Annotated in this window: 10 protein-coding genes and 2 tRNA genes; 3 read left to right on the plus strand and 9 right to left on the minus strand. The window is 39.6% G+C overall.

Annotation, left to right across the window (positions count from 1 at the left end; translation table 11 throughout):
• Nucleotides 1-105: 105 nt before the first annotated feature.
• From AC07VK_RS15350 to AC07VK_RS15360, 3 genes are all read right to left on the minus strand, one after another.
• Nucleotides 106-1,779, minus strand: a complete 1,674-nt coding sequence (locus AC07VK_RS15350) for an alkaline phosphatase family protein (RefSeq protein WP_492961546.1) — start codon at nt 1,777-1,779, stop codon at nt 106-108.
• Between the two features lie 288 nt (nt 1,780-2,067).
• Nucleotides 2,068-2,487: a hypothetical protein gene (locus tag AC07VK_RS15355; RefSeq protein WP_492961548.1), complete on the minus strand. Its 420-nt coding sequence runs from the start codon at nt 2,485-2,487 to the stop codon at nt 2,068-2,070.
• 231 nt (nt 2,488-2,718) lie between these two features.
• Nucleotides 2,719-3,216 carry a zinc-binding dehydrogenase gene (locus AC07VK_RS15360; protein WP_492961550.1) on the minus strand — a complete coding sequence of 166 codons (498 nt, stop codon included), beginning with the start codon at nt 3,214-3,216 and terminating at the stop codon, nt 2,719-2,721.
• A 725-nt stretch (nt 3,217-3,941) separates the two neighbouring features.
• On the opposite strand from AC07VK_RS15360, the gene AC07VK_RS15365 reads away from it, so the two are divergent.
• Nucleotides 3,942-4,841 (plus strand): helix-turn-helix domain-containing protein, encoded by a 900-nt coding sequence (locus tag AC07VK_RS15365; RefSeq protein ID WP_492961552.1) that lies wholly within the window; start codon nt 3,942-3,944, stop codon nt 4,839-4,841.
• A gap of 133 nt (nt 4,842-4,974) precedes the next feature.
• On the opposite strand, the gene AC07VK_RS15370 is transcribed toward AC07VK_RS15365, so the two are convergent.
• The 6 genes from AC07VK_RS15370 to AC07VK_RS15395 form a co-directional block, all read right to left on the minus strand.
• The gene (locus tag AC07VK_RS15370) at nt 4,975-6,048 is read right to left on the minus strand and encodes a carboxymuconolactone decarboxylase family protein (RefSeq protein ID WP_492961554.1); all 1,074 of its coding nucleotides are present in this window, start codon (nt 6,046-6,048) and stop codon (nt 4,975-4,977) included.
• 3 nt (nt 6,049-6,051) lie between these two features.
• Nucleotides 6,052-6,465, minus strand: a complete 414-nt coding sequence (locus AC07VK_RS15375) for a (R)-mandelonitrile lyase (RefSeq protein WP_492961556.1) — start codon at nt 6,463-6,465, stop codon at nt 6,052-6,054.
• 449 nt (nt 6,466-6,914) lie between these two features.
• Nucleotides 6,915-6,988: transfer RNA gene (locus tag AC07VK_RS15380), tRNA-Asp, on the minus strand.
• Nucleotides 6,989-7,182: 194 nt separating this feature from the next.
• A tRNA-Asp gene (locus AC07VK_RS15385) sits at nt 7,183-7,256 on the minus strand.
• 102 nt (nt 7,257-7,358) lie between these two features.
• On the minus strand, nt 7,359-8,432 hold the full coding sequence (gene prfA / locus AC07VK_RS15390) for a peptide chain release factor 1 (RefSeq protein WP_057933254.1): 1,074 nt from the start codon (nt 8,430-8,432) through the stop codon (nt 7,359-7,361).
• Nucleotides 8,433-9,398: 966 nt separating this feature from the next.
• The gene (locus AC07VK_RS15395) at nt 9,399-10,148 is read right to left on the minus strand and encodes a UDP-2,3-diacylglucosamine diphosphatase (RefSeq protein WP_492956034.1); all 750 of its coding nucleotides are present in this window, start codon (nt 10,146-10,148) and stop codon (nt 9,399-9,401) included.
• Between the two features lie 239 nt (nt 10,149-10,387).
• On the opposite strand from AC07VK_RS15395, the gene AC07VK_RS15400 reads away from it, so the two are divergent.
• On the plus strand, nt 10,388-12,514 hold the full coding sequence (locus tag AC07VK_RS15400; RefSeq protein ID WP_492961558.1) for a prolyl oligopeptidase family serine peptidase: 2,127 nt from the start codon (nt 10,388-10,390) through the stop codon (nt 12,512-12,514).
• 11 nt (nt 12,515-12,525) lie between these two features.
• Entirely contained in the window at nt 12,526-13,020 is a 495-nt protein-coding gene (locus tag AC07VK_RS15405) for a hypothetical protein (protein ID WP_492961560.1), read from the plus strand.
• The last annotated feature ends 166 nt before the right edge of the window (nt 13,021-13,186 follow it).

The following is a 13,186-nucleotide window of genomic DNA, read 5'->3' on the forward strand; positions in this document are numbered from 1 at the left end:
CTTAAAGCATATTTCAACAGGTCCTTCGACAAGCTCTCCACAGGAGTCCTTTGGACAGGATGACAAATCTATATTTATGATACACCCTCTTTTTATTCTTATCAGTTAAAAATTAACCAGGGCCTGCCCATCATAATAGCTAGGCGCCGTGATTCCTAAAAATTTTAATATTGTTGGTGGTACACTATACAAATAAGGTGCGCCGTGATAATCGGTTGTTTTACGTTTAAATATTGGAGTAGTTAAGGCACTCCAGGTAACTGTTGCACTGCTTTTAGTCAGGATACTAATTTGAGGTGTAACCAAACTTCCATTATAAGCAGTTCCGGTGCCCTCGTTTCCCTTGGTATATAAAACCAGGTCGGCATTTTGCGGGTGCGATGAAGTTAAAGCTGTAAAACTGTAGGCGCTAATACTCGCTGCAGGTAATGCAGATTTAAACAACCTGATTTCTGATATATTGCCTGTAAAATACGGGCTATAGTTCCCTGTACCATCTTGACCGATCTGAAATGCAATATTGCTCTGCAAATCGCCAACTGCCGATAAATTACCTTCAGCCACCTGAACCCCACCATCGTACATGGTTGCTTTTTGTGTGCTACGGTTAACCACTATCGACACATGGTGCCACAACTGATCGGTTAAATCAACACCATCAATATCCAATCTGTGGGTGCCATCGCCAAAGTTGGCTCTGATTACGCCGTTTCTATTGGCAATGATAATACCTTTATTGTAACCACTCGCCCAGTTTTTGTTCCCGATAATTACCGGATCGCTGGTGGCGGTTGTTGCCCTGGCCCTAAACTCGATGGTAAAACTGCTTGTTGCGCTCAGGTTAAGACTACTGAGCGTAGGCAGCTGACCATAAACATTGGTTTTAAAATTAACAGTAGAAATACTGTGGGGTGTCGATTCTGTTGCGGTGGTTGGTAAAGCATTAACCAATTGAGGAGAAATGGCACTGTTGTTTAAAATGATAAATGCATTTTGCTCGAGATAACTCGAACCGCCATGGCTTAAATCTCCACCGTGATCTGTGGCGACCACAATTAACCAATCTTCGTTATTATAAGTTGGCCGTGCTTTTAAAGCAGTTAATATCCTTCCCACACGTGCATCGGCAGCTTTTACCGAATCCATGTACATTTGCGTTGTGGTTCTATAATTACTGGCATGCCCGGCATGATCAACATTATCGAAATGGCAAAATGCAACATCGGTATTGCTGGTCGTAATTTCCTGAATGATTCTGGTTTCTGTTGCATTATCGTTTGCGCTGTTCTGTTTCACCGTTACATCAGGTGTTGCAACTATAAAATTATTGATCGAAGACCAGGTAACAATTGATGCGGTACGCAAGCTGGGCAAACTGGTCTTGATCTGCCTAAAAAAAGAAGGATAGTTTACGAAATCAGATCCCGAAAAACTATTATCGGAAGCTTTGTGTTTGGCTACCCCAACACCGGTAAACAATGCCGACCAACCATTTGATGACCAGGTAGGCACCTGGGCCAACGCATTGGTACTGGTGTACGATTGGTCCATCAACGTTTTAAGGTTAGGCGCGTTTGTGGCCGTAATGGCTTTCCATACACAGCCATCAATACCTATAAACAAAACTTTTTTAGGTTTCGCAACTAATGCATTCACTGCTAAAGCTTGTTCATCTGAAATTTGTTTTTCTTTAGGATCAGTAGTGCCAGCCTTTTTGCAGGACATGATAGACCAAACCATTAGAATAATTAAGAATGATAAAAGTTTCAATGTTTTCATAGTTAAATCAGGATTAAGATATTGTTTACATAAATCAATTATTGTTTAGCTAAACTAAACAATACTTTTCATAAAAATCAAATATTTACCCTAAATTATTTACACAGTTTAATGATTAACAAGGCTTTAATGCAATAAGAAAGATTTAAGAGAAATATGTGAGACCTTGCTTTTAAAAAACGCTGTTTCTAATAAGCAAGTAAAAGCACAGATTGATGCTGATTTTGTTGAAATAAAAAAAAGCCTCAACTAAGGTTAAGGCTATAGGTTTTGAACATATTAACAGGTTTAATCGAAAGCAATCTGCTGCGGTCCTGAGATTTTATTGATGTGACACGCACACTTGCCAACACTTACTTTGATTACATCAGATTTAGTCTGGTTCGTTTCTACAGAGGTACCAGTAATTTTCAGATTATCTCCTTGTTCTGACAGACCAAGTTTATTATTATCATCAACGATAATAAATAAACCTTTTATGGTACTTGTATAAACACTCGAATTAGCCGTTACCCGCTCTCCTGTTCTTTGGTTGATTACACTGAAATCTTTTACTTCCGCACCAGCGCCTTTATTGTCTACAAATTTTAACGTTACCGAGGCAAATTCTTCAGTACAGATCTTGTCCCCACAATCAGAAGTAGTTTTATTTTTTTTACAGCTTAGTAGGGCAACACCCAACAATAATACAAGCGCTATTTTTTTCATCGTCTATTTTGTTTTTAATGAAAAACGACAAAGCGCATTAAAACGCTACAAAGCACCGGCTTTAAAAATTATTAAAGTCAAAGAAACAAAAAGCCTAAACTTTCCAAGTTAAGGCCTTTGTTGTGGAACAAACAAAAATACAACCGAACATTCATCGATTATTTACTTGATTTTTATTACCACTTTTCCTTTGGCACGGCCACTTTCTACATAAGCTATTGCTTCATTGGCCTATTGGAGCGGAAAAATTTTATCCATCACAGGTTTAACAGCCCCCGCGTTTACAAGCGTCGTAATTTCATTCAACGGAGATCCGCTGGCGCTCATAAACAGAAAGGAAAAATCCACATTTAGCCTTTTTGCTTTCTTCCTTACCTTTGAGCTCAATAGGCGCATAATCAGTTTCACGAACCAGGATGCACCGATTTGTTGCGCAAAATCCGGATCGGGAGGACCAGAGATCGAGATGAGTTTTCCGCCTGGTTTTAATACCCGTAGCGACTTTTCAAGCGTCAATCCGTCTTGGCTAGGCCAATCATTATCTGCTTCTTTCTTAATGGTCCAATCGGCAAAGTACCTGATGGATTTCAGGGGCTGCAGTTCGGCACTGGTTTTACTGCTCTTTTTAGGCAGACCTTTCAGGCAATCTGTGCTGCGCCAGTTGCTGCCAATTACACGGCCTACTTTTTCCGAGAATGCGCCATTTGCGCCTTTTGAATATGTTGCCATAATTTTTGTTTTTTATTGAAAAAATGTTTGTATAAAAGGATTGCTGTTATACCGATATGTTTAAATCCATGTCCAAACCTAGTGGATTAACAGTATTGGCACCTCATTTTGAGCTAAAATGAGCTGAAATGGACCAATTAAGACGGATAATGAGCTAAAATGAACCGTTATGGTTGGTCCGCGTTGCCCTTAAGCAGGCCACCTGTGGCAGCCTGCTTAAGGGCAACATAACCGTAAGCGGTGTTGCCATTCTGCGAAAGCAAGCTTTGGCTTTACCTTTTAGGTAACCAAAAGGTAAAGCCGGGGTAAGCCTGGGGTAACGTTGGGGTTAACTTGGTAGCAACAAAGGGTAAACAACAGGTAAAGCAGGGGTAATTAAATACGGTCCTTTTGCTGGCTTTCCAGGTAGGCAGCCAGTAAATCTTTCAGGTAAAAACAATCGCCACCGGGCAGTTTTACAGACTTTAACGTGCCGTCTTTTACTTTGCGTTGTAGGTCTTTCGCTGATGTTCAGGTAAGCTTTAACCTGTTGGCGGGCAAGCTGCGCATTAGGCTTGCCAAAGAGATCGATAAAGGTAAAGGCTAGTTGTTATTTGTTCAGTTTATACTTTTGCATCAGATCGTTATACAGGTTCCTGTTTCTCTTACCAATATTTCTGTTCATTAGCGCTTCTGTGGGGATTATTGAAATACTTAAGCTATTTTCACTTTAAAATAACGAAGTCATGGGAAATCCCCTTAGAATTGAAAGTGTAGCCCAGATCAATAACGAGCGCGGCCAGAAAACCCTGCATCCTTTGGTCAGTGTTCTTGATCAGTCGCTATCAAAGCCGGTAAAAGAGGCACGTTATATTTCTGATGTATACATGATCTTTTTAAAAGACGAGAAGTGCGGGGAGATGAAATATGGCCGCAATCACTATGATTACGAAGAGGGAACACTTCTTTTTATTGCACCCGGGCAGGTATTTGGTTTTGAGGAAAGCGAAAACATGATACAGCCGACAGGCTGGGGATTATTCTTTCATCCCGATCTGATCCGAGGAACCCATCTTGGCAAATGTATTAACAAATACAGCTTTTTCTCTTACGATGTTAATGAAGCACTTCATGTATCTGATGCAGAAAGAGAAATAGTGCTGGAGTGTTTTAATAAGATCCGGTATGAACTCGCTCATCCAATTGATAAGCATAGCAGAACGTTGATCGTTAGCAATATCGAAATGTTCCTGAATTATTCTGTTCGGTTTTACGACCGGCAGTTTCTCACCAGAGAACATATCCATAAGGATGTATTGACTGGATTTGAGGGATTACTGAATGAGTACTTCAAATCGGAAAAGCTGCAAACGCTGGGATTACCTTCCGTTTCGTATTGTGCAGCGCAACTCAACCTGTCTCCAAAATATTTCGGAGACCTGGTAAAAAAAGAAACAGGAAAATCTGCGCTAGAGTATATACACTTAAAACTGATTGATGCTGCGAAAGAACAGATCCTTGATACCAGCAAATCGGTAAGCGAGGTTGCTTATGGGCTTGGCTTTAAATATCCCTCACATTTCACCCGTTTCTTTAAACAACAGGTTGGGCATTCGCCCAATGAATACCGGAATTCAATGAATTGACTGAAGCCGAAAAATATGCATAATCTATTGTCAGGCTGCAAATTATAACAGTTCAATCACTTTGATAATACGGATTCGTTGATTTAGCCTTAACGATTTCAAAAACCACATCCTTTCTCGTCCCTAACCTATCTTATTTAAGTTTACTAAAAACCTTTAGCATTGTTTCATTATCCAGGCTGTTCATATCTACCAGTTTTAATGCTTTTACCATCTTTAGGGTGGTTGTTTTGTAATGCTGAAAATGCGGTGTTAGCAAATGAGACTGATATGCTGCCTTATTGGCATATATTTCTATGATCCTAACCTCGGTAGGGGTTTTCTGTTGAAACATAGGAAAAATGGCAATTACACCAGGCTCAATATTTATAGAAGCGGCGGCCTCCTGCCGTAAAATGGATTTATATTCTTCGAGGTATTCGGGTAAAATTTCTATTTCAGAAATACGCACCATCATATCCTTCTCAATTACAGGAAGCAATGGTTTCCCGACTATTTTCCTGATGGTATTTCCCTGTGTTTTATTCACGCTTGCTTCAACCAGCATTGCTAATTGCTCCAATTGATTTTCAGTTATGCCTGTATTCTTTCCCATGTTGATATGAGCCTGCAGCTGACCTTCTACACCAGGCATTGAGGCCAAGGCTGCAATCGTTACCATTTCTCTTTGCTTATAACTCAACACGTCACTAACAAAAATATCTGCAAATAAATGTTCCTTTAAAAAAGCATCAATACGTGGTGCAAATGCTCCGAAGCCCGGGGCAGGTTTTGATTGTGGTGTCTTGGTCAGTTCTTCCAACACTTTTCTGCCCTGTTCATACTTATTTTTAGAATTATTTTCTACGATAATTGTTTTCCCTACTTTATCACTGATCCCTTTTTCTTTCCTCTCCTTTGCTACAGTCATAAAAACGTTAATGGCATTAAGGCTTCTTGGAAAACCACAATACGCATAAAGCTGAACGAGGGCTTCTTTAATTTCGTTAATAGCAAGTCCGGAATCCAACCCTTTATTCAATTCCACTTTTAACAGTTGCAGGTTTCCCGTTGCTGTAAGTGCCGAAATCTTTACCAAACTTTGCTGTTGTGCAGACAAATCCGCATTAGCTGTTTTGTTAGGTTGTGCATTCATTTTGATCATACTTATGGTGAGCACAAAAAATAGTAGCCATTTTAAAAACTTGCTTTTGCCCATTATTCTCATGGCTTAATTTTTATTGGCAGCGTTGAACTCTTCATCAGTTACAGGGTTTAACCAAACTGCGTTAGTTTCACCTTCGTAATTGGTAATGGCAATATGTACCATCTTTGTTCTGATCGTGGCTCCATGCCAGTGTTGCACATTTTCTGGTATGTTGATCACATCACCTTTTTTGATGGTCTGGGTTGTTTTCCCTTTTTCCTGATAAAGACCCTCGCCTTCGGTAACAATCAGCACCTGCCCTTTAGGATGTGTATGCCAGTTGGTTCTTGCCCCTGGTTCAAAAGTTACGCTACCCAAGACAAAATTGTTGTTCTTATCTCTAGCCAGAAGTGTCTGCAGATAAGCATCTCCAGTAAAATATCCATTAGTTAATTTTTCTCCTTTGGGGAAAAGAATCGCAGTGTTTTCTGTTGTCATTTTTTCTTGATTTTTATTGTTATTGCAGGCCGTTATAGAAAATAAAGTTCCCATTATAAAAGCTAATAACATTATCCTGAAAATTGTTTTCATTGCAATAAAGTTTATCTTATTCTACTAATTCAAGGTTATTTAGTTTCAGATCGCATTTCTCACCAGCGGCACCGCAAAGTTCGTCACTAAAGCCCGCAATGGGCTTATACAGAATACTGTTTTATTTACCAGTTTTACGGTTTTTGAGCTGAATAGACATGGTGTGGTCTTGTCTATTAATTCATAGTACTTGTTCACAAATTATTTTGGCTGCCTCATTAAAAAAAAGAAACGCGTATTACAGCATTGGAATGATATTGGGAATAAAAAATTGAATAATTTGGTGTTTCCAGAAAACGAAAAAGCCTGTAAACATTTAATTTACAGGCTTTTAGTTGAATTTAAAACTATTTTCGCGGAATGGACGGGACTCGAACCCGCGACCTCCTGCGTGACAGGCAGGCATTCTAACCAGCTGAACTACCACTCCTTTTGTTCTCTTTAAAGTTCGAACCTCTTCCCCTTGCGGGATTGCAAATATAGACACTATATTCAGTTTATCACTATAATAATCGACTTTTTAATCAATAATTACGTAACACACTGAACCTCATTCTAAATATTTTAATCAAAACGATTATTAAACAAAAATGCCTCAACTTTTTCAAGTTAAGGCATTTGTTGCGGAATGGACGGGACTCGAACCCGCGACCTCCTGCGTGACAGGCAGGCATTCTAACCAGCTGAACTACCACTCCTTTTGTTCTCTTTAAAGTTCGAACCTCTTGTCTCTTTCGAGGTTGCAAATATAGAGACTATATCTTAATTCACAAACTTTTTTTCAAAAAATATATAACCCCTTATCCTACAGCACCTTCCTGCATCTTTTCTGCATTTTCAGCAAACTGAAGCGCATCAATAATCTCCTGAATATCGCCATCCATAATGCTTGGCAAGTTGTACATTGTTAATCCGATACGGTGCTCCGTAACACGGCCCTGAGGATAGTTGTAGGTTCTGATCTTCGCTGAACGATCGCCGGTTGATACCATTGTTTTACGCTTAGCGGCAATATCACCATTCTTTTTCTGCAATTCGATGTCGTAAAGTTTACTACGCAACATCTCCATCGCAATAACCCGGTTACCCAATTGTGAACGTTCTTGCTGACAAACCACCACAATACCCGATGGCTTGTGCGTTAATTGAACCTTTGTTTCTACTTTATTTACATTCTGCCCGCCGGCACCACCTGAGCGCGAAGTTTGCAGCTCTATATCGGCAGGATTAATGTACAGATCAATTTCTTCAGCTTCAGGCAAAACTGCTACAGACGCTGCCGAAGTGTGTACACGGCCCTGGGTTTCTGTATCTGGCACACGTTGCACGCGGTGTACGCCGCTTTCGTACTTTAACTGACCATAAACATCATCGCCACTCACTTTCAGAATTACCTCTTTATAACCGCCTGCTGTCCCTTCCGTTACATCAACAGTTTCCACTTTCCAGCCTTTGGTTTCGAAATAACGGGTATACATGCGGTATAAATCGCCGGCAAATAAAGCGGCCTCATCTCCACCGGTACCACCACGGATCTCGAATACCGCGTTCTTAGCATCTTCAGGGTCTTTAGGAATCAACATCAAACGGATATTACTTTCCATTTCTTCCTGTTGTTTTAACAGAAGATCCAGTTCTTCTTTTGCCATCTCACGCATTTCAGCATCTTTCTCAGTAGCTAAAATTTCTTTGTTGGCATCAATATTACTCATCACATTTTTGTAGATTTTATATTCGTCTACAATTTTGCCCAAGTCTTTATATTCTTTGTTTAAAGCCGCAAAACGTTTCATATCCTGAATTACATCCGGATTGCTCAACGATTCTTCTACATCTTCCCAACGCAGCTTTATAGCTTCTAATTTATCTAACATATTTATTCTTGTTGAAATTTCCCGACGGTCCGTATAGGTCCAAAAATTCAGGAAATGCAAAAATAAGGAAAAAAGCTGAATTAGTTTGTTTAGGATTAGCGATTGGTTAATCGTTTGGACGTAATACTCAAGCCAGATAAAAAATCAAAATGTTGCTGCCAGTCGGAAAATTCAAAAAAAGTTATTTAAAGGTTTTGGAAACGAACAGTTCTGTGCCTGTGGCAGCCGATAGTCCCGCTATCACTTCAAGTCCTCACTCCTGCCTCGTTCCGGGCTTTCCGTTTTATCGGGTTTATAATTAGCGGCAGGTATACATAAGCACGAACCTGCGTACCTAAACGGGATCCGATAGCTATCGGATGAAGTGGCAGCTCCCAATTCTTCATCCTACCGTGTGGACACATCTTTTGGTTTGGTTTTTTTTATACGCTTTGCTAGCTTGCTTTAATAAATTACAGGTTTTACCGAAGAACGCCGTCAATCCCAAGGGCCTGGAGAATCAAAAAAACAGGAGTAGTTCATTACAATTGGAACGAACAAACCTAAAACGCAGTGGTTTTGTGTTCATAAATGCAAATTTTAAAGCTTTAATAAGTGCTGAACACAAAACAAAGTGCCGCTGTTTTTTTGATGTGCGTGAGATTGTGTAAAGAGCCCATTGCTGGATTGACAAAGCGCTTTGGGTACTTTGGCGCTCCAAAGTACCATGCCACCGCGGCATAGAGCAGAAAACAACAAATTTATTTCCAAGCTAGTATTTATAGGGAATCGGAATCTGTTAATAGCAGGAAAGATGCTGAAATAAATTCAGCATGACGATCGCCTTTGGAATATGTGTTAAAAACAAATAAAGGCTAACAAAGATGTGTCCACACGGTAGAATTCTTCATCGGGACTATAACGAAAAGCCCGACGGACATTAGAAAAAGCTACAGACTTTGCTTTCCGAAAAAAAGAACTTAAAAATTAAGCATCTGGCTTGTAATACTCCAATTTCAAATCCACACCATCAAAAACCCCATAAGAATTATAGTTGAGCCATTCGCCGATATTTACATATCTGCTTCCGCTGCCCAAATCGATATCGAGCGGCAGATGCCTATGTCCGAAAATAAAATAATCAAAATGTTCCTTACTCAACTGTTCCTTGGCATAAATGGCCAGCCATTCTTTATCTTCACCTAAAAAAACTTCCTTTTCAGTTTGCGCAGCCCTACTGCCCTGGCTCCATCCATTGGCAATACCGATCCCTAGATTTGGATGTAAACGGGCAAATAACCATTGACAAAGTTTGCTTCTAAAAATCTTTCTTAAGAATTTATATTTATTATCGCCAGGCCCTAAGCCGTCGCCGTGGTGCAGGTAGAACTTCTTGCCCTCTCTTTCCATGATCAATTCATCGCTGATGATTTCCAGGCCAATTTCCTTTGTGAAATAATCGCGCACCCACATATCATGGTTACCCTTAAAAAAATAGATTTTTATCCCGGCATCGGCCATAGCCGCCAATTTACCCTGTAAACGGATAAATCCCTTCGGAATTACTTTAGCATACTCGAACCAGAAATCGAAAATATCGCCCATTAAAAACAGTTCGCTACAATTTGGTTCTATAAAATTCAACCAACTTACAATACGCGCTTCACGGGCACGGCTTTCGGCATAATTTGGTGTGCCTAAATGAAAATCAGAAGCGAAGTAAATATTCTTAACCATGTACAAATTCAAAGGTAAGGCAAAAAGCTGAAAGACTATAATCTGTGAAATCCTAAAATCGGTGTAATCAACCCAAAGGAAAAAGCTTAAAGACTAAAGCAGAAAGACTAAAGCTTAAAACGCCTTAATCTGTGAAATCCTAAAATCTGTGCAATCACACCGAAAGGAAAAATCTCTAAATCTGCGTAATCAACCCAAAGAAAAAAAAGACATATATTAGTAAACAAATCTTATTAAAGATGAAAAAGCAAATTGTATTGAGCTTATTTGCATTAAGTGTGTTTGCCTGCAATCAAGGCAAAAAACCTGCAGAAAAAATAACATTGATGAAATACCCTGAAACGAAAAAAGACAGCACAAAAGATAATTATTTTGGAACCATAATTGCCGACCCTTACCGATGGCTAGAAAACGATACCTCGGCTGAAACGAAAGCCTGGGTTATAGCCGAAAATAAGGTTACCCAAAACTATCTTGAGCAAATCCCCTACCGTGCCGACATTAAAAAGCGTTTAACAGCATTGTGGAACTACCCTAAAGAAAGTGCACCATTTAAGGTTGGCGAATATTATTTCTTCGCCAAAAATAACGGGCTTCAAAACCAAAGCATCTGGTTTATTAAAAAAGGATTAGAAGGTAAGGAAGAGGTTTTTCTGGATCCAAATACACTCACAAAAGATGGAACGGCAGCTGTTTCGCTTTTGGGCTTTTCGCACGACAAAAAATACCTGGCCTATTCGGTTGCACAAGCCGGATCGGACTGGAGCAATATTTACGTAATGGAAATAGCCAGCAAAACCAAATTAACTGACGAGCTGAAATGGACCAAATTCTCTGGCGCAGCCTGGAAGGGCGATGGTTTTTACTACAGTAAATTTGATGAACCCGCTAAAGGAACCGACCTTTCTGCAGCCAATAAATACCAAAAAGTGTATTTCCATAAATTGGGCGATCAGCAACAAAATGATCAGTTAATTTTTGAAGACAAAACCAATCCAAATCTATATTTCGGTGCCAATGTTACCGAAGATGAACGCTTTTTGGTGGTTTACGCCAATGCGGGTACTTCAGGCAACGCACTATACTACCAGGATTTAAAAGCGCCGGATAGCAAAATTGCCTTATTGGTTAAGGGCTTTGAAAACAACCACAGCGTTGTTGATAATATTGGCGATAAACTGCTGGTAAACACCGACCTGGGCGCAGAAAACAAACAGGTGGTTTTGGTCGACCCTAAAAATGCCGATCCTAAAAACTGGCAGAAGATTATCCCTGAATCGAAATTGGCGCTAGAGGGAATCGGAAGTGGAGGAGGATTTTTATGGGCGTCCTATTTAAAAGATGCAAGTACCAATATTATTCAGTTTGATTTAACCGGAAAAAAAGTTGGGGATGTAAAACTGCCCGCAATTGGAACTGTTGATAGCTTTGGCGGCTACAAAGAAGATAAAGAATTCTTTTACACCTTTTCCAATTTCACTACTCCAGGCACCATTTATCGTTACCACATCAACAAGAGCGAATCGATATTATATAAAAAATCTGGACTCCAATTTAATACCGATAATTACGAAACCAAACAGGTGTTTTATCCATCAAAAGATGGTACCAAGGTACCTATGTTTATCGTATCAAAGAAGGGGATCAAGCTTGACGGTAACAATCCGGTTTATTTGTATGCTTACGGTGGTTTTCAGGTTAGTTTAACCCCTGGGTTCAGTCTTTCGCGTTTGTTGTTTTTAGAGCGTGGTGGCATTTACGTTCAGCCGAGTTTACGCGGTGGAAGCGAGTATGGAGAAGCCTGGCACAAAGCCGGAATGTTATCGAAAAAACAGAACGTTTTCGACGATTTTATTGCCGCAGCCGAATACCTGGTTAAAGAGAAGTATACCAATCCATCTAAAATTGCCATATCTGGCGGTTCAAACGGCGGGCTCTTGGTAGGTGCTTGTATGACCCAAAGACCCGATCTGTTTAAAGTGGCTTTACCAGCTGTTGGTGTTTTAGATATGCTGCGCTACCATAAATTTACGGTTGGCTGGGGCTGGGCAGTTGAATACGGAAGTAGCGACAAAAAGGAAGATTTCGATTACCTAATTAAATATTCGCCGCTCCATAACCTAAAAAGCGGTGTTAATTATCCGGCAACATTGATAACAACAGCAGATCACGATGACCGCGTGGTACCTGCACATTCATTTAAATTTGCAGCAACCCTACAGGATAAATACAAAGGCGAAAACCCAGTTTTAATCAGGATCGAAACCAAAGCAGGCCATGGTGCAGGAAAGCCTACCACAAAGGTGATTGAAGAAGCGGCTGATGTATGGAGCTTTGTATTTCAAAATTTAGGGATGAGTTGGTAAAGTTGTGAGTTATGATGATGAAAATTCATAAAGAAATTAAAAATAATCAGCTGTATTTATATCAAAATGGAGCGCTTATTTACAAAAAATGGTTAGCAACAGGTGAATCAAAAATTTTTGATTTAATGGCTTATGACAAATACACATTGGTAAGTTTTAATGAAATAGAGTATGAAAACTCGAACCCACTCGTTTTAGTAAAGGCGGAACTGAAACTAAAACCAACAAGTGAAGGAGGAAGGAAGACTGGGATTATATCAGGCTTCAGACCTAATCATGTATTTGAATATAAACAGGGCCAAATATTGCAAACTTACATTGGTGATCTTAATTTCAGCGAATGGCCAACGATCGAGCCCGGGGAGAAAAAGATTGTAAAAGTTAGATTTCTTGATTTCCCATCGCTCCATCAATATTTACATGTTGGACAGGTATGGCATATTCATGAAGGGGAACGGGTTATTGGCAAAGCTAAAATATTATCTTTTTATGATATGGCAGAGTAAGCGGATTAAATTTCCCACTAAATCCATAGACCAATTATAATTTGCTTTAAACACCTAAAAACCCTTAACTTTTGTTTTAACCCAACCCAAAGCATATAAAATATTGAATACAACTGGATTACAAAATTATCTAGAATATTTCTAAATAGCAGGATTGATAATACTT

This window comes from Pedobacter sp. GW821-FHT01D05 (genome assembly GCF_059422505.1).

What these genes read in the sequence shown, in the direction of transcription:
- AC07VK_RS15350 (WP_492961546.1), bottom strand. Translation starts at nt 1,779, where the DNA reads ATGAAAACATTGAAACTTTTATCATTCTTAATTATTCTAATGGTTTGG.
- AC07VK_RS15355 (WP_492961548.1), bottom strand. Translation starts at nt 2,487, where the DNA reads ATGAAAAAAATAGCGCTTGTATTATTGTTGGGTGTTGCCCTACTAAGC.
- AC07VK_RS15360 (WP_492961550.1), bottom strand. Translation starts at nt 3,216, where the DNA reads ATGGCAACATATTCAAAAGGCGCAAATGGCGCATTCTCGGAAAAAGTA.
- AC07VK_RS15365 (WP_492961552.1), top strand. Translation starts at nt 3,942, where the DNA reads ATGGGAAATCCCCTTAGAATTGAAAGTGTAGCCCAGATCAATAACGAG.
- AC07VK_RS15370 (WP_492961554.1), bottom strand. Translation starts at nt 6,048, where the DNA reads ATGAGAATAATGGGCAAAAGCAAGTTTTTAAAATGGCTACTATTTTTT.
- AC07VK_RS15375 (WP_492961556.1), bottom strand. Translation starts at nt 6,465, where the DNA reads ATGACAACAGAAAACACTGCGATTCTTTTCCCCAAAGGAGAAAAATTA.
- prfA (WP_057933254.1), bottom strand. Translation starts at nt 8,432, where the DNA reads ATGTTAGATAAATTAGAAGCTATAAAGCTGCGTTGGGAAGATGTAGAA.
- AC07VK_RS15395 (WP_492956034.1), bottom strand. Translation starts at nt 10,148, where the DNA reads ATGGTTAAGAATATTTACTTCGCTTCTGATTTTCATTTAGGCACACCA.
- AC07VK_RS15400 (WP_492961558.1), top strand. Translation starts at nt 10,388, where the DNA reads ATGAAAAAGCAAATTGTATTGAGCTTATTTGCATTAAGTGTGTTTGCC.
- AC07VK_RS15405 (WP_492961560.1), top strand. Translation starts at nt 12,526, where the DNA reads ATGATGATGAAAATTCATAAAGAAATTAAAAATAATCAGCTGTATTTA.